The sequence below is a fragment of the Umezawaea sp. genome, assembly GCF_036375055.1.
GTDB lineage: Bacteria > Actinomycetota > Actinomycetes > Mycobacteriales > Pseudonocardiaceae > Umezawaea.
In genome coordinates, this window is sequence record NZ_DASUSQ010000070.1 from 19,322 (window position 1) to 41,375 (window position 22,054).

The 22,054-nt window shown below is 73.9% G+C and carries 17 protein-coding genes; 6 read left to right on the plus strand and 11 right to left on the minus strand.

Annotated features, from left to right (window positions below):
• Nucleotides 1-4: 4 nt before the first annotated feature.
• Nucleotides 5-154, minus strand: coding sequence for a hypothetical protein (locus VFZ92_RS19055; RefSeq protein ID WP_330877308.1), 150 nt, complete (start codon nucleotides 152-154; stop codon nucleotides 5-7).
• A 29-nt stretch (nucleotides 155-183) separates the two neighbouring features.
• Between VFZ92_RS19055 and VFZ92_RS19060 the strand changes: the two genes are divergently transcribed.
• Entirely contained in the window at nucleotides 184-1,437 is a 1,254-nt protein-coding gene (locus VFZ92_RS19060) for a helix-turn-helix domain-containing protein (protein ID WP_330877309.1), read from the plus strand.
• A gap of 232 nt (nucleotides 1,438-1,669) precedes the next feature.
• On the opposite strand, the gene VFZ92_RS19065 is transcribed toward VFZ92_RS19060, so the two are convergent.
• The 5 genes from VFZ92_RS19065 to VFZ92_RS19085 all read right to left on the minus strand — a co-directional run bounded on the left by VFZ92_RS19065 (nucleotide 1,670) and on the right by VFZ92_RS19085 (nucleotide 7,089).
• Nucleotides 1,670-2,887: a LuxR C-terminal-related transcriptional regulator gene (locus VFZ92_RS19065; protein ID WP_330877310.1), complete on the minus strand. Its 1,218-nt coding sequence runs from the start codon at nucleotides 2,885-2,887 to the stop codon at nucleotides 1,670-1,672.
• 75 nt (nucleotides 2,888-2,962) lie between these two features.
• On the minus strand, nucleotides 2,963-4,489 hold the full coding sequence (locus VFZ92_RS19070; protein WP_330877311.1) for an AMP-binding protein: 1,527 nt from the start codon (nucleotides 4,487-4,489) through the stop codon (nucleotides 2,963-2,965).
• 5 nt (nucleotides 4,490-4,494) lie between these two features.
• The gene (locus VFZ92_RS19075; RefSeq protein WP_330877312.1) at nucleotides 4,495-6,342 is read right to left on the minus strand and encodes an SDR family oxidoreductase; all 1,848 of its coding nucleotides are present in this window, start codon (nucleotides 6,340-6,342) and stop codon (nucleotides 4,495-4,497) included.
• Between the two features lie 52 nt (nucleotides 6,343-6,394).
• The gene (locus tag VFZ92_RS19080; protein WP_330877313.1) at nucleotides 6,395-6,889 is read right to left on the minus strand and encodes a GNAT family N-acetyltransferase; all 495 of its coding nucleotides are present in this window, start codon (nucleotides 6,887-6,889) and stop codon (nucleotides 6,395-6,397) included.
• Entirely contained in the window at nucleotides 6,886-7,089 is a 204-nt protein-coding gene (locus VFZ92_RS19085) for a hypothetical protein (protein WP_330877314.1), read from the minus strand. The genes VFZ92_RS19080 and VFZ92_RS19085 overlap by 4 nt, the downstream gene beginning before the upstream one ends.
• A gap of 475 nt (nucleotides 7,090-7,564) precedes the next feature.
• Here VFZ92_RS19085 and VFZ92_RS19090 point away from each other — a divergent pair, with 475 nt between their 5' ends.
• The 4 genes from VFZ92_RS19090 (at nucleotide 7,565) to VFZ92_RS19105 (ending at nucleotide 12,799) form a co-directional block, all read left to right on the plus strand.
• A complete protein-coding gene (locus VFZ92_RS19090) occupies nucleotides 7,565-8,584 on the plus strand; it encodes a tetratricopeptide repeat protein (protein WP_330877315.1) in 1,020 nt (339 codons plus the stop codon).
• A gap of 70 nt (nucleotides 8,585-8,654) precedes the next feature.
• Nucleotides 8,655-8,984, plus strand: coding sequence for a hypothetical protein (locus VFZ92_RS19095; RefSeq protein WP_330877316.1), 330 nt, complete (start codon nucleotides 8,655-8,657; stop codon nucleotides 8,982-8,984).
• A gap of 41 nt (nucleotides 8,985-9,025) precedes the next feature.
• The gene (secD, locus tag VFZ92_RS19100) at nucleotides 9,026-11,311 is read left to right on the plus strand and encodes a protein translocase subunit SecD (protein ID WP_330877317.1); all 2,286 of its coding nucleotides are present in this window, start codon (nucleotides 9,026-9,028) and stop codon (nucleotides 11,309-11,311) included.
• A 321-nt stretch (nucleotides 11,312-11,632) separates the two neighbouring features.
• Complete coding sequence (locus tag VFZ92_RS19105; protein WP_330877318.1) at nucleotides 11,633-12,799, plus strand: lactate 2-monooxygenase; 1,167 nt, start codon at nucleotides 11,633-11,635, stop codon at nucleotides 12,797-12,799.
• A gap of 103 nt (nucleotides 12,800-12,902) precedes the next feature.
• Here VFZ92_RS19105 and VFZ92_RS19110 read toward each other — a convergent pair whose 3' ends face one another.
• From VFZ92_RS19110 to VFZ92_RS19125, 4 genes are all read right to left on the minus strand, one after another.
• Nucleotides 12,903-13,583, minus strand: a complete 681-nt coding sequence (locus tag VFZ92_RS19110) for an AraC family transcriptional regulator (protein WP_330877319.1) — start codon at nucleotides 13,581-13,583, stop codon at nucleotides 12,903-12,905.
• Nucleotides 13,580-14,269, minus strand: coding sequence for a carbon-nitrogen hydrolase family protein (locus tag VFZ92_RS19115; protein ID WP_330877320.1), 690 nt, complete (start codon nucleotides 14,267-14,269; stop codon nucleotides 13,580-13,582). The genes VFZ92_RS19110 and VFZ92_RS19115 overlap by 4 nt, the downstream gene beginning before the upstream one ends.
• A 63-nt stretch (nucleotides 14,270-14,332) precedes the next feature.
• Nucleotides 14,333-15,727 carry a carbohydrate-binding protein gene (locus tag VFZ92_RS19120; protein ID WP_330877321.1) on the minus strand — a complete coding sequence of 465 codons (1,395 nt, stop codon included), beginning with the start codon at nucleotides 15,725-15,727 and terminating at the stop codon, nucleotides 14,333-14,335.
• Between the two features lie 92 nt (nucleotides 15,728-15,819).
• Nucleotides 15,820-17,493 (minus strand): bifunctional 3'-5' exonuclease/DNA polymerase, encoded by a 1,674-nt coding sequence (locus VFZ92_RS19125; RefSeq protein WP_330877322.1) that lies wholly within the window; start codon nucleotides 17,491-17,493, stop codon nucleotides 15,820-15,822.
• A 934-nt stretch (nucleotides 17,494-18,427) separates the two neighbouring features.
• On the opposite strand from VFZ92_RS19125, the gene VFZ92_RS19130 reads away from it, so the two are divergent.
• Complete coding sequence (locus tag VFZ92_RS19130; protein ID WP_330877323.1) at nucleotides 18,428-21,079, plus strand: ATP-binding protein; 2,652 nt, start codon at nucleotides 18,428-18,430, stop codon at nucleotides 21,077-21,079.
• A 43-nt stretch (nucleotides 21,080-21,122) separates the two neighbouring features.
• Here the strand turns inward: VFZ92_RS19130 and VFZ92_RS19135 are convergent, their stop codons facing one another.
• Nucleotides 21,123-22,046 carry a proline dehydrogenase family protein gene (locus VFZ92_RS19135; protein ID WP_330877324.1) on the minus strand — a complete coding sequence of 308 codons (924 nt, stop codon included), beginning with the start codon at nucleotides 22,044-22,046 and terminating at the stop codon, nucleotides 21,123-21,125.
• Nucleotides 22,047-22,054: the final 8 nt, after the last annotated feature.

Genomic DNA, 22,054 nt, shown 5'->3' on the forward strand with positions numbered 1-22,054 from the left:
GCGGTCAGTTCGCCTGGTAGGGCGGGGTGAACGCCTCTCCGGGGTCGCCGCTGACGATCACGTCGGCCTGGGCGAGACCGACGCTGACACCCCCGGTGATACCCAGGCAGAGCACCACCGCGACCAAGATCCGGCGGATAGAGTTCACAACCATCATCGAGCTCCGTTCGATTGGCAGCGGCTTTGGAAGAACGCGAAGGCGCGAGCGCGGGCCCGCGAGCACAGGTGGGCACCGGTTTCGGGGCGCGGCTGCGCGCCACGAGGCAGCGGCGGGGCCTGGCGCAGAAGGACCTGGCCTGCCCCGGTGTGTCGATGAGCTACGTGTCCCGTTTGGAGTCCGGGCACCGCACGCCGTCGTCCCAGGTGGTGCGGAAGCTGGCGGCGCTGCTGGAGGTCGACCCGAGCGAACTGGTCGGCGACCGGACCGCGGTCGCGCAGGACCTGGCGCTCGCGTGGTGCGAGGCGCTGATCGCCTACCACGACGGCGACGTGGACCGGGCCGTCGACCTGCTCGCCCTGCTCGGACCGCGCGCGGGCGGCGAGGTGTTCGGCTGGTGCGTGCAGTGGACCCGCGTCGTGGTGCAGGCGACGCTGGACGACGGGCCTGCGCTGCTGCGCGTCGCGGACCGGCTCCGGACGGGCTGGTCGCCGGGCCCCGCCGTGGACGCGCTGGTGGAGCTCCAGCGCGCCGCCGCGTTCCGCATGCTGGGCAGGCCCAACGACGCCGTGCGCGCCGCGCGGCTCGCCCTCGACCTCGCCTGCCGGGGCGGCGGTGACCGGATCGCCAGGGTGCGCGTCCGCGCGTTGATCGCCCTGTGCTCGGAACTCCTCGCCGCGGGGCGGGCCTGCGACGCGGAGGACGTCGCGTCCGCGCTCGGCGACGAGGTCGCCGACCTGGGCTGCGACCGGCTCCTCATCTCGTCCTGGTGGGTGCGCGCGCGGGTCCTCGACCGGCTCGGCGACCGGGCGGGAGCCGCCGCGTGCATGGACCGGGCGCTCGTCCTGGCCGAGGCCTTCACCGGCGACCACGCCTTCCGCCTGCGCGTCCGGCTGGCGTGGGCCGCCATCGGCCTGCGCGCGGCGGACCCCGACCTCGACCGGATCGAGGAACTGCTGGACGAGGTCGGGTCCGCGCCGTTCGGCAGACCGGCCGAGGTGGTCGCCCAGGCCGCGGCGCTGCGGGCCGAGGTCCTGCTGCGCCACGGGGAACTGGACGGCTGCGAGCGGTTCGCCCGGCAGGCGCTGGCCGCGGACGACCTCGGCCAGGAGGACCGGCTGCGCTGCGCGCTGCTGCTGGTGCGGGTGGCGGACGAGTCCGACGACGCGGGCCTGGAGGCTCGGGAGCTGCTGGTGGAGCTGCTGGCCGACGTCGCCCCCGAGACGGTCGACCCGGTGCTCTGGCGGGACGTCGCGCGGGTGGCGCTGCGGCAGCGCTGACGCCGCACCGCGCCGTTTTCCGCGCTCCAGCATCGCCGCACCGCCGCTCAGCTCTTCGGACGCGCCCCGCGCACGTCCGACCGGAGCATGACACATGGGAGTCATGCTTTTCATCACCCAGTTATGCCGCACTTCGATGGGCAAATGACCCAACCCCGCTGGTCGGGTGGTCGGGGACAAGCCGCTGTCCGGGCGACGACCTCGGGGATGACCCGGCGTTGTCATCGCGGGGTCAACCGACCGGTTCGGGCTGGGGGTCGACGGCGTCCGGGTCGAGGTCGATCCACCACACCACGGCGCCCGCGCGACCGTGCACCCCGAGGGTGCGGTAGATCCGCTGGAGGTGGTTCTGGATGGTCTTGGGGGACAGGTCGAGCCGCCCCGCGATGGCGTTGGTGTTCGCGCCCGCCACGACGAGCTGGAGCACCTCGATGCCGCGCCGGGTCAGTCCCGCGCGCAGCGCCCGCGCGATCCGGCTGTTCGTCCGCTCCGCCGTCGCGGTGGTGGGGCGCAAGGGTTTCGGGCTGTTCGGGGCGAAGCTGAGCCGCGCCAGCCCGGCCGTCAGGTCGTGCTCCCGCAGCCGCAGCAGGTCCCGGCCGTCCTGCTGCTCCCGCAGCCGGTGCTGCTCCAGTTGCGCGCGGGCGTGCCTCAGCGCGGGCCCGAGCTGGCCCGCCCGCTCGTAGGCCGCGCTCAACGCCCCGTGCGCCCGCACGGCCACCCCGCGCGCCAGGCTGCCCACGGCCAGCTCGGCCGCGCGGTGCAGCCGGGCGATCTGCTCGCCGACCCGGTCGCGGGCGCCGCTGACCCTCGCCTGCGCCAGCAGCAGTTCGGCCTGCAGGACCGGCCGGTCGTGCCCGACCAGCAGGTCCTCGGCCCTGCGGCACGACCGGCGGGCGCGTTCCACCTCGCCGAGGTCGAGCCGGACGTGGGCGAGCAGCACCGTGACGCGCGCCAGCCGCACGCCGTCGTCGACCTGCTTCCACCGGTCCCGCACGAGCGCGCACAGCGCTTCGGCACGCCGCAGGTCCCGCTCGTGCGCGCCGGGGCCGCGCAGCACCCTGGCCTGTTCGAACAGGATGGAGCCGATCAGTTCGGCGTCGCCGCCCACCTCGGCCAGCCCGAGGGCCCGCGCCAGCGAGCGCAGCGACCGTTCGGGCGAGTCCAGCCGCAGCTCCACGAGCGCGCGGGACAGGCCGCACCGGGACTGGAGCCGCACGCGCCGGTTCGCCACGGCGATCCCCTGCACGTGGTCGACGGCGTCCAGCGCCTCGGCCAGCAGACCGCGCTGCCCCAGCGCGACGGACTGGGCGAGCACGCTCTCCGCGACACCCTCGGCGTCCTCCAGCCAGGCGTACGTGGCAAGCGCTTTCTCGGCGAACTCCACCGCGTCGCCCGAGCGGTCCTCGTCGAGCGCGATGCGCGCCTCCCGCAGGTTCACCGAGGCGTTCACCCGTGGATCGCCCGCCTCTTCCGCACGAGGCAAAGGAATCGTCATCCGCCCGCCAATACCACTCCGGTTTCGCCCTCAGACAGGATACGGAGGCAGGTCCCGCTTGAGCACCTTGCCGGTCGCGTTGCGCGGCAGCGCCTCCAGGAAGACGACGTCGCGCGGTACGGAGAACCTGGCCAGGTGCGTCCGAACGTGGTCGCGCACGGCGTCCTCGTCGAGCGCCCCCGGTTCGGCGCACACCACGTACGCCGCCAGCCGCTGGCCGAACTCGTCGTCCGGCACACCGACCACCGCGGCCTCCCGCACCTGCTCCAGGCCCGCGAGCAGTGCCTCCACCTCGGCCGGGTAGACGTTCTCGCCCCCGGACACGATCATCTCGTCGTCCCGGCCCGCCACGAACAGCAGCCCGTCCTCGTCGCGGTACCCGACGTCGCCGGTGGCCATGAGCCCGTCGCGGACCTCCTTGCCCGTGCCGTTGGTGTAGCCGTCGAACAGCATCTCGTTGGCGACGAAGATCCGGCCGGTCCCCCCCGGCGGCAGCGGGACCCCGTCGTCGTCCAGGATCGCCAGCCGGGTGCCGCGCGGCGGTCGCCCGACGGTGCGGGGGTGGCTCGCCAGCTCCTCGGGCGTCGCGATGCTGACCCACGACACCTCGGTCGAGCCGTAGAGGTTGTACAGGACGGGGCCGAACCCGCTCAGGCACCGCTCCACCACCGACGGCGGCAGCGCCGATCCGCTCGACGCGATCACCCGCAGGCTCGGCACGTCCCGGTCGGACAGCTCCAGGACCCGTTGCAGCATCACGGGAACGACGAACACCGCGCCGCACCGCCGGTCCCGCACGTCGGCGAGCAGGACCTCGGGGTCGAACCTGCGCCGCAGCACCAGCGTCGCGCCGAGGACCAGACCGATCTGGAACGCCGCCAGCCCCCACGTGTGGAACAGCGGCGCGGGCACGGCCATGGTCTCCCCCTCCCGCAAGGGGATCCGCGACAGCAGCGCGGCGGCGGGGGACAGGCCGGCGGGCTCCGGGCGTCGGGCACCCTTCGGCGCACCGGTCGTGCCGGAGGTGAGCACGACGAGCCTGCCGCGCGGCGGCCTCCTCGGCGGCGGGGTCCTCGCCCCCTCGGAGATCAGCTCGGCCACGTCGGTGACCCGCTCCACGTCCGGCGGCAGGTCGGTGAACTCCTCGTCCGCCACCACGATCGCGACCTCCTGCTCCCGCAGGACGGTGGCGATCTGGGTCCCGCTCAGACCGGTGTTGAGCAGCACGGCGTGCGCGCCGATCTTGGCGCACGCCACCACGGTCTCCACGAAACCGCGGTGGTTGCGGCACAGCACGGCGACCTTGCCGCCCGCCCGCACCCCGCGTCCGGTGAAACCGTTGGCCAGCCTGGTGGTGCGCTCGTCCACCTCGGCGAACGTCAGCACCCCGTCGTCGTCGACGATCGCGGCCCGGTCGGGGTGCCGGGCCGCGCCCATCGCGTAGCCCCACGCCACCGTGATGTCCCACCGCGCGTACCCGGCCAGCACGCCGAGCAGCCGGTCCGGCCGCATCGGCCGCACGACGCCCGCGCGCACCAGCGTGACCAGGTCGCGCACCGGCTTCACCGCAGACCCCGCAGCACCAGGCGGGTGACCCCCGCGGCGACCGACGCGAGCGGCGGTGTCGAGTCCTCCGGGAACACCCGGAAGGCCAGGTGCGCCAACGCCCTCGTCGTCCTCGGCGCCACCCGGCGGGCCAGGTCCGCGACCACGCCGAACGGCGGGTTGACCTCCTCCGGCTTCTCCACCAGCGCCCGCACCACCAGGTCGGCCGCCTTCTCCGGCGTGAGCGCGGGCAGTGCCTCGTACGCCTTGGTCGGGCCGATCATCGGCGTGCGCACGAGCGGCATCCGCACCGACGTGAAGGTGACGCCGTCCGCGACCAGTTCGGCCCCGGCGACCCGGCTGACCGCCTCAAGCGCCGCCTTCGACCCGAGGTACGCGGAGAAGCGCGGGGTGTGGACCTGCACGCCCACCGTGGACACGTTCACGACGTGCCCGCCGCGGCGTTCGGTCATGTGCGGCAGCAGCCCGAGGATCAGCCGCAGGGGCGCGAAGTAGTTCAGCGCCATCGTGCGCTCGTAGTCGTGCACCCGGTCGACCGACCGGAGCACCGAGCGGCGGATCGACTTGCCCGCGTTGTTCACCAGCGCGTCGACGCCCTCGTGCTCGGCGAGCACCTGCTTCACCAGCGCGTCCACCGCGTCGCCGTCGGTGAGGTCGCACGGGTAGGCGAACGCCGTGCCCCCGCCTGCGTGGACCTCGGCCACGACCTCCTCCAGCTCGTCGGCGCGGCGGGCCACCAGCAGCGGGACCGCGCCGCGCCGGGCGACGGCGAGCGCGGTGGCCCGCCCGATGCCCGAGGACGCCCCGGTGATCAGCACCGTGCGGCCCGCGAGCGCCGGGCCCCTGGCCGCGCGGTCCGGGTCGAGGTGCCGCCGCCAGTAGTGCCACAGGCTCTTCGCGTAGGTGTCGAACGCGGGCGGCTCCAGCCCGGTGACCGCGCGGGTCGCCGTCGAGTCGAAGTCCGCGGACGTGGTCAGGTGCGGCAGGACGGCGGCCGGGACCCCCAGCTCGGCCAGCACGGCCGTGCCGATCGCGCCCGTCCTCGTGGGCAGCGGGACGGGCGTGGTGAGCGCGATCCTCGGCGCGCCCGCGGCCCGCGCCAGCGCGTTGTAGACCTCGGTGACGGGCTGCGGCTCCGGCGCCGTGAGGTGGAAGGTGCTGCCGGGCTCGACGTCGGCGTGGACCAGCCGGTCCAGCGCGGCGACGACGAAGTCGACCGGCACCAGGTTGGTCGCGCCCGCGTTCGGACCGAGCAGCGGCAGCCACGCCGGGGCGTGCGCGACGGCGGCCAGCGCGGAGAAGAAGTAGTACGGGCCGTCGACCTTGTCGATCTCACCGGTCCGCGAGTCGCCCACCACCGCGCCCGGCCGGTAGACCCGCCACGGCACGGCCTGCTCGCGGACGATCTTCTCGGCCTCGAACTTCGTCGCGTGGTACGGCGAGCCGAAGCTCTGTCCGAGGTCGAGGTCCGCCTCGGTGAAGCGGCCCCGGTGGTCGCCCGCCACGGCGATCGACGACACGTGGTGCAGCAGACCCGCTCCGACCCGCGCGGCGTACTCCGCCACCGTCCGGGTGCCGTCCACGTTGGCCGCCGCGTGGGCCTCCGGCGACGCCGTGAGGTCGTAGAGCGCGCCGAGGTGCACCACGTGGTCGACGTGCGGCCCGTCGATCGGCGCGGTCAGGTCGCCGACGACCTCGGTCAGCTTCGGGTGGTCGGGGAGCTTGCCCGCCGAAGGTGGTCTGACCAGTGCGAACACCCGTTCGCACGCCGGGCGGGCGAGCAGCGTGGCGACGAGCCGCCGACCGAGGAAACCCGTCGCTCCGGTCACGAAGTAGGTGGTCACGGAACCGATACTCGCATTACCTACCCGCGAGTAGGAAGAGGTGGGCCGGATTTCACCCCCGCAGCGGCACCTCCAGGACCTGGCCGGGCCAGTCGCCCTCCACGGTGAAGGTCGCGGTCGGCGTGAAGCCGTTCGACACGTAGTACGCGACCAGCGCGCCACCCCCGCCCGCGTAGCAGTCGACCCGCACCCGGTCCGCGTTCCGGCGCACGGCCTCGGCCCGCGCGTGCTCCAGCAGCAGCCGTCCGGCGCCGGGGCGGCGACGGCTGCCGACCAGCGCGGTCACGTACACCTCCGGCCCGACGGCGGGCGGCGCGTACTCCGGCGCGGGCCCGATCGCCAGCGCTCCGACGGTCTCGCCGCCGAGTTCGGCGACGTGCAGGTCGTCCGTCCAGGATTCGAGCTCCCCGACCCTCTTCGGGTTGGTCGAGAACGGTCGCGAACCCCACTGCCCGGCCCGCCCCCGTGACACCAGCCAGCGCACGGCCTCGTCCAGCAGGCCGAGCACCGCTCCGACGTCCGACGGGCCGCCGGGACGGACGATCACGCCTCCTGCGCGCCGGAGGCGTTGACCACGGCGTCGCGCAGCGCGGCACGCAGTCGTCCGACCTCCAGCGGCGTCAGCACCGCCGCCTCACCGGGCGGCACGGTCACCACCACGTGCCCCTGGCTGACGAACACGGTCATGTCGCGTCTGCGGGATGCGATGTCGCGGCAGGTGATCTGCCATTCCTTGCCAGTGCTCACGGCCCCCAACCTCCTGATGTCTCGTCACGGGTGCTCGGACCAATCCGGGCGCTCGCGGGGGTGAGACGCACGCGGATTGGTGGCGTGACGGGACACGAACGGAAATGTTCGTGCTTCCCGGTCGGCGACCGTGCCGAGCGGGGACAGCGTCGCATGAAGCTCTCATTGAGTCACCTGGATGGTGGAAAAATGCCGAAATCGCAACAGATTGTGACCACTTTCCCGGAAAAGTCGATCTTGACTAGGCTGTTCGGTGGTATTCCATGCCAACAAAAGGCCCATTTGGCCGCAGGTGGTGTCTCATATCGATCATCGGATGACTGACGGTAGTTGCTCGGTGAATTACCTGCTGAAGCGGCCATTCATCGGGCCTCTGTGCATTTCTGTTCGGTCCAGTTCGGATTTCTTTCCCTCTATCACCCGAACGTGGGGGCCGAACGGCGCTGTCACACTGGTCGGCGATCCGGGAGGTGTGATGTCCGAGCCGATCACGGCCGTGCTGGTGCGGGCCGCCGAGTTCACCGCCTCCGGCAGACCGCGCCAGGCGATCGACCTGCTCCGCCCCGCGGTGGCCGCCCACCCCCACCACGCCGAGGCGTGGTGCAGGCTGGCCGCCGCCCACCTGGACGCGGGCGAACCCGATCCCGCCCTCCTCGCGGCCAAGCGCGCACTGGTCCTGGACGGCGACCAGGCGTGGGCCCAGCGCCTGGCCGCCCTGTCGCTCAGCGAACTCGGCAGGCAGGCCGAGGCCGTCGTCGCCGCCCGCGAGTCGGTGCGCCGCAAGCCGGCGGACTGGCGCTGCCAGGTGGTGCTCTCCGAGGTGCTGGCCGTCGACCCCGCCACCCGCGCCGAGGCCGTCGAGGTCGCCAGGCACGCCACCGGCCTCGCCCCCACCGAGGCCCGCGCGTTCCAGGTCCTGGGCGACGCCGCCCTCCGCGTCCGGGACTGGGGCGGTGCCGAGTGGGCCTACCGCGCCGCCCTGCGCCTCGACCCGACCGACGAGGACGTCCGCGCCAACCTGGCGACCGTGCGCCGCCGCAGGGGCACCCCGAAACCCGCGAACGCCCCGAAACCCGCGGCAGCCCCGCCCACGCCCGACGCGCTGGCCGCCGCGCAGGCGCTGGGGTGGCAGGCGCTGACCCGCGTCGCCGCCGTCCTGGTCGCGGGCGAGCTGCTCCTGCTGCTCTCCGGGATGCCGAGCCCGTCGCCCCTGCTCGGCTGGTTCTCCGGCCTGCTGGTCGTGGTGTCGCTCGGCCTGCTGGCCAAGGCCGTGCTGTTCGCGGGCAGGGGCAGGAGGAGGACGGTCCTGCGGGTCCCGCGCCACCGGCCGAAGCTGGCGCTCGTGCTGGGCCTGTTCGGGGTGTCCCTGCTGCTGCTGGTCGCGTGGACGATCGCGGTGGCGTTCGGCGCGACCACCCTCCAGCCGGTGGTGTTCGCCTGGATCACCGCGCTGGCGGGCGGCGCCGTCGTGGTGCTGGGCGGCCACCACCGCTGAGGGCGGGTGCCGCCGTTTCCGGACGTCCGCCCTCCGCGCGGGTCTGTAGCCTGTGAACCGAGGGAGGACCATGACGAGGCGCGCGCTGCTGGCGGTCCTGGCGTTGATCGCCGGGTTCGCGGTGTCCGCCCTGCCCCGGTCCGACCAGCCCGACCAGCACACCACCGCGGTGACCGCGCTGGTCCAAGCGGTCCACCTCCCCGGTGCCACCACCCGCTCCAACCCCGCGAACGTCCAGCAGCAGGGCTTCATCGGGCACGCCCCGGTCGACCTGACCCACCGCGCCCGGCCGGTCCCGCTGCGCGTGCTGATGGACGTCGCCCAGCGCGTCCACCGCGCACCGGAAACGATCAGCAGCACCCCGCTGGGCGACCGCGCCCCGCCCCCGACCTCCGCGTAGTAGAGCCGACCCCACCCGCTCCTGCCCGGAGGTACCCCTTCATGCCGCGCACCCCCGCGCGGCGAGAACTGCTCGTCCGAGGGCTCGTGTCCCTCGGCGTTCTCGCCGCGTCCGCTTACCTGCTGCTCACCAGCCAGCCCCAGCTCGGTCTCGACCTGCGGGGTGGCACCCAGATCGTCCTGGAGACCAGGGACTCACCCACCACGAAGGCCGACGGCGAGGCCACCGACCGCTCCCTGGAGGTCCTGCGCCGCCGCGTGGACGAGCTGGGCGTGGCCGAACCGGTGCTCGCCAGGTCCGGCGAACGCCGCATCCTCGTCGAACTGCCGGGTGTGCAGGACCCGGCCGAAGCCCTGGAGGTGCTGGGCCGCACGGCTCAGCTCGCCGTGCACCCGGTCGTCGGGGCAGGTCAGCAGCCCGCCGAGAACCAGATCGCGCTGTCCAGCCCGGAGGGCGTGCCCCTCCTGCTCGGCCCCGCGGTCATGACCGGTGAGGGGATCAAGGGCGCGCAGTCGTCGGTGAGCCAGCGCGGTGCCGGGTACGAGGTGTCGATCGACTTCGGCGGGGACGCGCCGGGGGTCTGGCAGCGGGTGACGGCGGCGGCCGCGTGCGAGCCGCCGGGAGCGCCGACCCGGCAGATCGCGTTCGTGCTGGACAACAAGATCGTGTCGTCGCCGCAGGTGGGGACCGACGTCCAGTGCGGCACCGGGATCATGGGCGGTTCGACGCAGATCACCGGGTCGTTCACCCAGTCCGAGGCCGCCGAACTGGCGCTGGTCGTGCGGTCCGGCGCGCTGCCGGTGCCCGTCGAGGTGATCGAGCAGCGCACGGTCGGCGCGACCCTCGGCGCGGAGGCCATCGAGGCCAGCTCGTGGGCGGCCATCATCGGCATCTCGCTGACCGGGCTGTTCCTGATCGTGGTCTACCGGCTGGCCGGGCTGCTCGCCGTGGCGGCGCTCGTCGGGTACGCGGCCGTCGCCTACGCGTCGCTGCTCGCCGTCGGGGCCACGCTGACGCTGCCGGGCCTGGCCGGGTTCGTGCTGGCGATCGGCATGGCGGTCGACGCGAACGTCCTGGTGTTCGAACGGGCCCGCGAGGAGTACGCCAAGGGCGTTCGGGGTGGACGCCTGCTGAAGTCCGTGCAGGGCGGGTTCCGCGGGGCGCTGAGCGCGGTCGCCGATTCCAACATCACGACGCTGCTGGCGGCGGGCCTGCTGTTCTGGCTGGCGACCGGGCCGGTCAAGGGCTTCGGGGTGACGCTGTCGATCGGTGTGCTGGCGTCGATGTTCAGCGCGCTGGTCCTCAGCCGGGTGCTGCTGGAACTGGTGCTGGGCAGCGGGTTCGTCGAACGCAGGCCCGCGCTGAGCGGCCTGCACACCCTGGGCGGGGTGCGGACCTGGCTGGTCGAGCACGGCGGGCAGCTCTTCCGCCGTCCCGTCCGGTGGCTGCTGGCGGCGGTCGCCGTGGCCGCGCTGTGCCTGTCCGGCCTGGCCGTCCGCGGGCTCGACCTCGGTGTCGAGTTCACCGGCGGGCGGATGCTCGACTTCACCGCGGACCAGGCCGTCGACCCCGGCCGGGTGCGCACCGCCCTCGCGGACGCGGGCTTCGCCGACGCCGTCGTGGCCACCTCCGGCGAGAACGGCGTGTCCGTGCGGACCGGGCCGATCGACGAGGCCACGTCGGCCAGGCTCGGCACCGTCGTGGCGGGCGCGACCGGTGGCGCCGAGCAGGTCGCCAACGAGCTGATCGGCCCCAGCCTCGGTTCGGAACTGCGGCGCAACGCCCTGATCGCGCTGGCCATCGCCATCGCGGCGCAGCTCGGCTACCTGGCGATCCGGTTCGACTGGCGGCTCGGCGTCGCCACGGTCGTCGCGCTGGTCACCGACGTCGTGGTGCTGGTCGGTCTGTTCGGCTGGCTCGGCAAGACCGCCGACGGCGTGTTCCTCGCGGCGCTGCTGACCGTGATCGGCTACTCGGTCAACGACTCGGTGGTGGTGTTCGACCGGGTCCGGGAACTCGCGCGGTCGCGGGGGAAGCGGACCTACGCCGAGGTGGTCAGCTCGGCGGTCCTGCAAACCGTGCCGCGCACGGTGAACACCGGCATCGGCGTGCTGTTCGTGCTCGCCGCGCTGCTGGTGCTCGGTGACGGGTCGCTGGCCGACTTCGCGACCGCGCTGCTGATCGGCCTGGTCGCGGGCACGGCGTCGACCGTGCTGACCGCCGCGCCGGTCGCGATCGCCCTGGAGAAGAGGTACCCCGGCACGCGGCGCGCCACGCCCGAGCGCGCCACGCCGAAGACCCGCACCGGCACCGGCGCGGTCGTCTGATCCGGCGACCGGCCGCACGGGCTCCCCGCGCGGCCGGTCGCACCGGGTGGACGTGCCGCGCGGCGTGCCCGGACGGATGGGGCCACGCCGGCAGGTGGCTCGGTCCGCGCGCACCGTCGGCGGCGGCGCCTTGAGCCGGTGGAGCGGGATTCAGCAGGTGCCCCGGTGCCGTCCAGCGGCGACCGGACGCGTCGTGCGGTAGACCGGGTGCTTGCACCCCCGGACGATGACAACGAGCATGATCGGGTCGCCGAGGACCTGGCGACCTCGAATGCCAGGCCGAGGGCCGGTGGGCGGCCTGAGCGGATGGAGAGGCACAACATGACTGGTACGTTCGGCGCCTATCAGAACGAGATCTACCTCCAGGGCCTCGCGGGCGCGGTGCCGCCGTTCACGACGGACCCGGAGGCGCTGGAGGCCTCCGCGCGCGAACGCCTCGGACCGGGGCCGTTCTGGTACGTGGCGGGTGGCGCGGGGTCCGGTGCCACGACGGCGGCGAACCGGCAGGCGTTCGACGACTGGCGGATCGTGCCGCGGATGCTGACCGACGCGACGACCCGGCACCTCGGCACGACCGTGCTCGGCACGACGATGCCCGCCCCGGTGCTGCTCGCGCCCGTCGGCGTGCAGTCGATCCTGCACCCGGACGGCGAGCTGGCGACGGCCCGCGCCGCCGCCGAACTGGGTGTGCCGATGATCCTGTCGACCGCGTCGTCGCACACGCTGGAGGACGTCGCCGAGGCCGGTGGCGACGCCCCGCGCTGGTTCCAGCTCTACTGGCCGAACGACCCCGAGGTCTGCCTGAGCATCCTCGACCGCGCCAGGAAGGCGGGGTTCACGGCGCTCGTCGTCACCCTGGACACGTGGACGCTCGCGTGGCGGCCGCACGACCTCGACCACGCCTACCTGCCGTTCCTGCGCGCGGTCGGCACCGCGATCCCGTTCTCCGACCCGGCGTTCCGCGCTGGGCTGGAGAAGTCGCCGGAGGACGACCTGCCGATGGCGATCCTGCGCTGGGTGCACCTGTTCACCGGCGCCGACAGGTCGTGGGACCAGGTGGCGTTCCTGCGGGAGAACTGGGACGGGCCGATCCTGCTCAAGGGCATCCAGCACGTGGACGACGCGCGCAAGGCCGTCGACGCGGGCGTGGAGGGCATCGTGGTGTCGAACCACGGCGGCAGGCAGGTCGACGGCGCGGTCGCGTCGCTGGAGGTGCTGCCCGAGATCGCCGACGCGGTGGGCGAGCAGGTCGACGTGCTGTTCGACTCCGGCATCCGGACCGGCGCGGACATCGTGAAGGCCGTCGCGCTCGGGGCGAAGGCCGTGCTCGTCGGCAGGCCGTTCGCCTACGGGCTCGCGCACGGCGGCCAGGTCGGCGTGCGGCACGTGCTGCGCGGCCTGCTCGCCGACTTCGACCTCACCCTCGGCCTGTCCGGCCACCGCAGCCCGGCGGAGCTGAACCGGGACGCGCTGCGGGCCAGGCGCTGACGTCCGGTTCCCCCAGACCGCGGCGTGGTGCCGAACCCCGAGCAGCCCGCACGATCTCCGGAGCCGTCGCCCCACCTGGCACCACGCCCGCGTCCTGGAGCGGCTACCGGCCGAGGAGCACGCCCAGCGGCACGCCGGCCAGGTCCTTGACCTCGCGCGAGAGGTGCGCCTGGTCGGCGTAGCCGGTGCGGTGGGCGATCTCGGCGAACGGCACCCCCGACCACGCGAGGCCCACCGCCCGGTCGAAGCGCAGCACCCGTGCCAGCACCTTCGGGCCGTAGCCGAACGCGGCCAGCGACCGCCGGTGCAGCTGCCGGGCGCCGACGCCGAGCCGGTCCGCCACCTCCGGCACGCGGTGCTCCCGCAGCGCGGCCACGACGGCGGCCAGCGTCGGATCGGGCGGGGTCTCGCGCAGCCGGGCGCTCGCGACGTCCGCCAGCACGGCGCACGGGTCGGGGGCGGTGTGCAGCTCGTGCAGCAGCCGTTCGGTGCCCGGCCACAGCTCGGCGAGGGGCACGCGCAGGTCGCGCAGCACGTGGGCGGGCACGCCGAACGCCGACGGACCGACACCGGGCTTGAACCGCACCGCGAACACCGTGCCCGGCCGCTGCTCGCCCACCTTCGCCGAGGTGTCCGGGCCCGCCACGAACAGCTCGCCGGTGTCGCGGGAGAAGATGATGTCCGTGCAGCCGTCCGGCACGACCCGGCTGACACCCGACCCGGACGACGTCTTCGTCCAGACCAGTCCGCGACCGCCGAACGCGGGCCGTTCCTCGTAGCTCACGGTCTGACCAGGGTCGCTCTCGCGATGCCCGGCTCGCGGCCGAGCCGCGCCTGCACCACGCCGCCGGGACGCCACACGCCACTGCCGCCGAACGTGTCGTGGCCGCCGGTCCGCCCCGTGTACTGGGCCAGCACGACCCACATGCCCAGTTCCGCCGCGGAGGTCGCCTGCTCGACCAGGCGCTGCTCGGTGCCCTCCTCGAACAGGGCGCTCACCAGGTACGCGTCCGCACCGCCCGCGCGCACGGCCTCCGCGTGCTCCGGCACGGCGGCGTCGTAGCAGACGGCGAGGCCGAGCCGCCAGTCGTCGACCTCCAGCACCAGGTGGTGGTCACCCGCGACGAACAGCTCCCGCTCCCCGCCGTGCAGGTGCTTCTTGCCGTAGTGGCCCAGCACCTCGCCGGTCGGTCCGACGACCAGCGTCGCCACCAGCACACCGTCCGACGTGGACAGCGGAGCACCGACGAGCGCGTACACCTCGTCGGTGCGGCACGCGTCGCGGACCGGGTCGAGCCGCCCGTCCTCGTCGGTGATCGGGGACAGCGGGTCCAGCTCGTACCCGGTGAGCGAGAGCTCGGGGAACACGCACACGTCCGAGGCGGCTTCGGCGATCAGCCGCGCGTGCTCGACGGCGTTGCCCGCGACGTCGAGCGCGAGCGGAGTGGTCTGGATCGCCGCTACCCGCATGGCGACACGGTAGCGGTGACGGGTGGCGGGCCGCTCGGCAAGAAGCGGCCCGCCACCCGCTCGTCAGGTGCCGAACCGCACCCAGTTCACGCTCACGTACGGCGCGGGCTGCCCGCTGGTGAAGGTGATGTGGACGTCGTGCGTGCCGGTCACGCCGGACATGTTCGCCGGGATGGTGCGCCAGCTCTGCCAGCCGCCGGTGTTGCCCACCGCGAAGCTGCCGAGCACGGTGCCGGTGGGGCTGCCCAGCCTCGCCTCGACCAGCCCGCTGATCCCGCCGCCCGCCCCGGACGCCACCCTGGCCGTGAACTGCGTGGCCGTGGTGCCGCCGAACCGGACGCCGGAGAAGCGCAGCGAGCCGCCGTTGGAGATCTGGCCGACGTCCTGGCCGCCGCCGGTGTCGGAGGTCGTCTCGATCGTGCCGCCGCTGCGGGAGGTCGCGCTCTCGGCCTGCATCTGGCTGTAGGCGTCGAACCCGCTGCCGCCCGGCGGGGTCGTCGTCGTGGTGGTCGGGGGTGTCGTGCCGCCCGCGGTGTAGACGGCGACGTAGTCCACGACCATCGAGTGGCCGGGAACCGTCGCGGCCGTGGGGGTCGGGCCCGCGAGGGCGTCGGGGAACGCGCCGCCCACCGCGAGGTTCAGCAGGATGAAGTAGCCGGCGTGGTTGGTCATGTTCGCCCACGTGTCGGCGGGCAGCTGGTTCTGCGAGACGCTGTGGAACTGCTGGCCGTCCACGTACCAGCGGAACGCCTGCGGGCTGGTGCTCTGGTCCCACTCGAACCGGTAGGTGTGGAACGCCGACTGGCAGCTCGATCCGGGGCACGTGCGGCTGGCGCCGAGGCCGGTGGTCTCGTTGCACGGACCACCGGGGTTCACGCCGCAGTGCAGGACGCCCCAGACGGAGTTGATCCCGTTGACGTTCTCCATGATGTCGAACTCGCCGATGCCGGGCCAGTTCCAGTAGTTGCCGCGGTAGGGCGCTCCCAGCGCCCAGAACGCGGGCCAGTAGCCCAGGGCCGCGTTGCCGGTGACGTTCGGCATCTGGATGCGGCCCTCGATGGCGAGCTTTCCGCCCGACGGCGGCCGGAAGTTCGCGCGCTGGGTCTCGATGCGGGCCGACGTCCAGTTGTTGGCGCCGTCGCGCAGGGCCGTGATGCGGAGGTTCCCGGCGCCGTCGAGCTTCAGGTTGTTGGGGCTGTTCGTGTAGTTCTGGACCTCACCGGTGCCCCAGTTGGCGGGCCCGCCGGGGTAGGAGTGCCCGAGGTCGACGATCCAGTTCGCCGACGAGGGCGGGGAACCGCTGGTGCCGTTGAAGTCGTCGCCCCACGCGAGGGTCCAGCCGGGTGGCGTCGTGGGGATGGAGGCGTTGGCCGTGGCGACCAGCGTGATCGGGATCGCGGCGAGCAGCGCCGCCGCGACGGCCAGGAGCCGTTGTCGACGGCTGGTGGGGAGCTCCATGCGCGGGTGACCTCCTTGTCACTCGGGTGTGGTGCTGACTAACATGAGAGCGCTCTCACACATGGTGTGCAAGCAGCCGAACAGCGCAACGGCTACTTGGCGTCCGCGTAGCTCGTGATCGCGACGGCCTTGAGCGGGAACCGGACCGGGGTGTCGCCGAACACCAGCCGCGACGCCTCCGCGCCCGCCGCCGTGACCTCCTCGCGCACCACCTCGGCCACCTCCGCCGGGCAGTGCACCAGCACCTCGTCGTGCACGAAGAACACCAGGTGGGCGCCGGGCGCCCGCTGGTGCAGCCTGCGCCGCAGGGCCCCCAGCAGCGCGGCCGTCCAGTCCGCCGCGCTGGCCTGCACGACGAAGTTCCTGGTGAACCGGCCCCAGTCGCGCGTGGCCCTCCTGGACCGCCGCTGCGCGTCCTCGTCGCCGTCGGTGTTCCCGGTCAGCTCGTGCCACGCCTCCGACGGCGTCGGGCTCGTCCGGCCCAGTCGCGAGCGGACCATCCGGCCCTGCTCACCCGCCTGCGCGGCGGCCTCGACGTACCCCACCGCGTCCGGGAACCGGCGCCGCAGCACCGCCAGCAGCGACCCGGCCTCCCCGCTCGTGCCGCCGTACATCGCCGACAGCATCGCGATCTTCGCCCGCCCCCGGTCGCCGTCGAACGCGTCGCCAGCCAGGTTCGTGTACAGGTCGTCGTCGCCCGCCACCTCGGCCAGCTTCCGGTCGTTCGACAGCGCGGCCAGCACCCGCGGTTCCAGCTGCGCCGCGTCCGCGGCCACCAGCAGCCAGCCGGGATCGGCGCGGACCGCCGTGCGCAGCGTGCGGGGGAGTTGCAGCGCCGCGCCGCCGTTCGTCGCCCACCGCCCCGACACCACGCCGCCCACCACGTAGTCCGGCCGGAACCGCCCGTCGGCGACCCACTGCTCGATCCACGACCACCCGTGCGCCACGTACAGCCGCGCCAGCTCCTTGTACTCCATGATCGGCTCCACGGCGGGGTGGTCGATCTCCCTGACCACCCACGCGCGCGCCGACGGGATGGCGATGCCCTCCCGGCCGAACGCCTTCACGATGCTCGCCGGGTTGTCCGGGTTGATCGGCTTCCCGTGGAACGCCAGGGAGATCCGGTCCACGAGGTCGGCCAGCTTGCGCGGCTTGGCACCGGCTGGTGGACGGGGGCCGAGCAGCTCGACCAGCAGCTCCTCGTGCACGTCCACCCGCCACGGCAGGCCGAAGTGCGTCATCTCCGCGGCGGCCAGCGCGCTCGCGGACTCGGCGGCGACCAGCAGCCGCAGGCGGTCGGCGTGGCCGAGCGAGGCCAGCGTCCGCTGCTGCTCGACGTGGACGGCGACGACCGCGTCGAGCGGATCGGCACCCCCCGGCAGCGGCTCCCGCTCGGGTTCGAACAGGGTCGGCTGCTCGTCCTTCTTGCGCGGCCCGTGGTCCTCCGGCACGTCGAGGCCCTTGAGCCGGGCGACCGCCGCCGCGAGGTGCCGCGGCTCGCGGTGCCTGCCCCGGTAGGCCAGCAGCAGGCCCTCGACCAGCCACAGGTCGAGGCAGCGCTCCACCCGGACGCCCCGCGCCAGCAGCTCGGGGTACAGCTCCGCGGTGCTGGCCCAGATCCAGCGCGGGTGGAACTGCTCCTCGACCTCCGCCACGGTGCCGCTCAGGTCGGCGGTGGTCCTGGCGGGCCCTTCGGGCACGCCCGCGTCGGACAGCGGCCGCACGCGCCCGCTGTTCCCGCCCTCCGACACCACCGCCACCAGCACGTCGTGATTGTGCGCCAGGGGTCCGACAGTTCCCGCTCCCGCGGACGAGGTTCCGGCAGGTCTTGCCGCGGCCGAGCACCGCGACCCCCTGCGACACCGGGTGCTGGTGGAGCCCAGGGCGTGGTTGTGGGACGGCCGCTCCTGCGCCTCGGGACGGCCGTGGACGGAGACCACCACGCCCCCACGCCGGGATCTCGCGGCCGTCGTGGCTCGTGCAGCTCGACCAGCGCCAGGTCGTGGTCGCTGTTGCCGCGGAAGGCCGAGACGAGCAGCCACCGGCCGTCCGGCGACACGGACGCGGCGTGCGCGGCGTGCCGCGGGTGGCCTCGACCCGCCGGACCCGTCCGGCGACCAGGCGATCTGCCGGACCGCGTTGTGCCGGTGGTCCGTGAGCGTGCGCGTCCCGCCGCCGGAAACCGGTGTCACGTGGAGGTTGTGCTGCCCGTCGGGGTTGGCCGCGTAGGCGGCCAACCACCTGTCCGGCGGCAGCGCGGCGGCGGAGCGGACCCCTGCTTCGGCGCGAAGTCCCTGGAGTCAGCCGTCTTCTCCCCCCCGGAAGTGGAAGTAGGAGCGGGATCATCGAGGCCGAGACGTCGAACGGTGCGGTGCCGGGGCGGCGCTTGGACACCTGGCCGCGCTCGGTGCGCTCGGCCTCCTCGGCGGACCAGTGCCTGGCCGGCAGGCGCAGGTGGAACGAGCAGTTCGCGGGCGTGGTGCCGAACTCGGCCGCCGCCCCGGTCGCGGTCAGCGGGCCCTCCCGGGCGAGCAGTCCGCACGCGGGGCGGGTGGCTCAGCGCCCTCGGGTCTCGCGCGTCCGTGAGCCGCCGTCGGTCGAAGGACGTGTTTCGACAGTAGTGTTGCCGCACCGCGAGGGACGAGGCTGAAACCGGTGCTTGGTGCCAATGGCCCCGCGGGGGGAGTGCACTATGGCGCAGTGGATCGGAATCGCGGTACCTCCTACCGGCTCGACCCCCCGCTGAACGGCACGGCGGTGGTCGGCGCGGACACGGGGCCCGGTGGTCTGCTGGACGCGCGCAACGAGGTCGTGCCCTTCCACGGCCGGATCCGCGAACTCGCCGCGCTGGCCCGCTGGCGCGACGGCAGGGAGCGGATGGCGGCGCTGCTGCTGCACGGCGTGGCCGGGGTCGGGAAGACCAGGCTGGTCAACAAGTTCGTGGTCGAGAGCCGCGCCGCCGGGTGGACCGTGCTGCTGGCCCGCTACGGCGAGGTGGCCGCCGACCTGCGCCCCGCCACGACCGCCACCCGGCTGCTGGTGGTCGTGGACGACGCCGACCGGTGGCCGTGGGCCGACCTGCGGGACCTGCTGCGGGAACCGCGGCAGCGCACGTCCGCCGAGAGCCGGGTGCTGCTGGCGTCGCGGCTCACCGGGTGGTGGTGGTCGTCGACCCGGCAGCGCGGCGCGGACCTCGGGCACGTGATGACGGACCTGCCGCTGCTGGACCGGCCGGAGGAGCACGCCGAGCAGTACGCCCTGGCCGGTGCGCGGTTCGCCGCGACGCTGGGGGTGGAGCGGCCCCCGGCCGCGCTCGGGCACGCCGACAGCACGTTCGACGTGCACCTCGCCGCGCTCGCGCACGTGCTCGGCGCGGTGCCGGGGTCCGGTCGCTCCGACCTGGTGCGGCACCTGATGAGCCGGGGAGGGGTTCCCGTCGGATCGCCCCGGCTGACCGAGGACTTCCTGGCTGTCACCCTGCTGGACCACCGGATCGAGGCCGAGGTGTCCGCCACCGGGCTGGCCACCCTGGTGCAGGCCGCCCGGCGGTGGCCGCACCTGCGCAAGCGCGCCGAGGCCCTGTTCACCGCCGACCCCGAACTCGCCCGCTCGGTGAGCGCGTCCACGCTGCTGGCGCTGGTGGAGATGTCCTCGATCCCGGTGCTGCGCGCCATCGCGCCGCACGTGTTCGAGGAGCCCCGGCTGACCGGGGACGTGCTGCCCGCGGTGCTGACCCGGCGGCTGGTCGAGCACGCCGTCGCCGTCGGCGCGGACCGGTTGGAGCACGCCGAGCTGTACGGGATGCTGGCGGCCAGGGCCGCGCTGGCCTGCCTGCGGGACGAGGCGCTGGTGGCCTCGCACCGCGAGGTCGCGCTGTACCGGGAGCTGGCCGCCGCCGACCAGGCCGAGCACCGGTCCGCGCTGGCGGAGGCGTTGGGTGACCTGGGACTGCGGTACGTCGCCGTGCACGAGCCCGCCGAGGCCCTGATCGCCGCGCAGGAGTCGGTGGCGCTGTGCGAGGAGGTCGTGGCGGAGGACCCCGACAGCACGCCGCAGCTGGCCGCCGCGTTCGAGCAGCTCGCGCAGCGGTGCGCGGCGCTGGGGCTGCGCGAGGACGCCGTGGAGGCCGTCGGCAAGGCCACCGTGCTCTACCAGCAGCTCGCGGAGGGCGGTCCGGGGCTGTTCCGGCTCGACTTCGCGAAGGCCGGGTACCAGCTCGCCGTTCGGCTGTTCGACGTGGGACGCACCTCCGAGGCCGCCCAGGTCGCCGATCGGGCGGTGGCGGCGTGGCGGCTGGTGGCCGAGGCCGATCCGAGGTTCGAGCCGGACTTCGCCCGCGCGCTGGCCCAGATGGGCACGGTGCTGCGCAGCAACGACCTGCGGGTCGAGGCCGTGGAGGTGGTCGAGGAGTCGATCGCGGTGCTGCGCAGGCTGGTCGCGGTGAACCCGAGGGGTTTCGAGTCCGACCTGGCCGTGGCGCTGGTGTCGTGCGGTTCGCTGCTGCTGGAGGCGGGCAGGCGGGACGACGCCGTCCGGCTCGCCGAGGAGGCGGTGGCCGTCCGCCGCCGGATCGCCCGGTCCGGGCTGCCGGGTGACCGGGCCTCGCTGGCCGGGGCGCTGTGCCACCTGGTGGCGACGTCCGGGCGGTTCGAGGACCGGCTGGCCGCCGCCGAGGAGGCCGTGCACCTGCTGCGGGACGTCGACGGGCACCGGGTCGACCTCGTGGTGGCGTGGGCGACGCTGGCCGGGGTGCTGCTGTACGACCGGCGCGACTACGAGGCCCACCGGGCCGTGGACGAGGTCCTGCTCCTGGTCCGGCGGCTGCCCCGGCAGGTGCTGGCCGCGGACGGGCCCCGGATCACCGGTGCGGTGGTGGTGCTGTCCGACGAGCTGACCGCCGTGCGGCACCACGGGAAGGTCGTGGAGCTGGCCGAGCAGGTGGTGGTGCTGTGGCGGGAACTGGGTGATCCCGCCGCGCACCTGTTCGCGTCGCACCGGCTGGTGGGGGCGCTGTCACGGGCTCGTCGCGGTGAGGAGGCCCGCGGGGTGGCGCACGCGGCGGTGGTGCTGTGGCACCTCTACCGGGCTCCGGACGACCTGCGGACCGACATGGGGTACGCGGAGGCGCTGTCGGCGTACGCCGGGCTCTGCGCCGAGACCGGGGTGGACCTCGAACGGGCGCTGGACGCGGCCCACCAGGCCGTGGTGGTGGCCCGCAGGGCCGACGGGTCGCCGGGCGGGCTGACCCGTGCGCTCGGGGCGGTCGACCTCGTGCTGGACGCCGCTTCGGCGTCCGCGACCGGTGGCGCTGATCGAGAGCTGTCGGACCGTCCCTCTACCTTCCGCGCGTGAACCCCGAGCGGGGGAGCTGGTTGGCTCCCCCGCGGACCCGTGGTCAGCCCGTGGTCACCAGCGACCGGAGGAAGAACGCCACGTTCGCCGGGCGCTCCGCCAGCCTGCGCATGAAGTAGCCGTACCACTCGTCGCCGTACGGGAGGTAGACGCGCATGGTGTTGCCCGCCGCCGCGATCCGCTTCTGCTCCTCCGGGCGGATGCCGTAGAGCATCTGGAACTCGTAGCTGTCGAGCGGTCGCGTCCCCGCCAGGTCACCGGCGATGGCGATGAGCCTCGGGTCGTGCGAGGCGACCATCGGGTAGCCCTCGCCCGCCATGAGCACCTTGAGGCAGCGCACGTAGGACAGGTCCACGTCGGCCTTGTCCTGGAACGCCACCGAGGCGGGCTCCTGGTAGGCGCCCTTGCACAGGCGCACCCGCGAGCCCGCGTGGGCGAGGTCCCGGCAGTCCTGCTCGGTGCGCTTGAGGTAGGCCTGGAGCACGGCGCCCACCCAGGGGAAGTCCACGCGCAGTTCGCGCAGGATCCCCAGGGTGGAGTCCGTGGTGGTGTGGTCCTCCATGTCCAGCGTGACGGTCGTGCCGACGGCCGCCGCCGCCTCGCTGATGCGCCTGGCGTTCTCCAGCGCGATCTTCTCGCCGACCACCGGCAGCGACTGGCCCACGGCGGAGAGCTTGACCGACACCTCGGCCCGGTCCGCGTGGCCCGCGTCGTCCAACCTGGACAGCAGCTCCAGGTAGGCCGCGACCGTGGCGTCCGCCTGGCCCGCGTCGAGGGTGTCCTCGCCGAGGTGGTCCAGGGTCACGAAGCGACCGTCGGAGACCAGCGAACCGGTCGCCCTGATCGCCGCGTCCACGTCCTCGCCCGCGATGAAGCGGTCCACGACCGGGCGGGTCAGGGGCGTGCTCTCCACCAGCCTGCGGGCTCCGGTGGAGCGCGCCGCGGCGAGGAGTGTGGAGCGGAGCATGGCGGTTC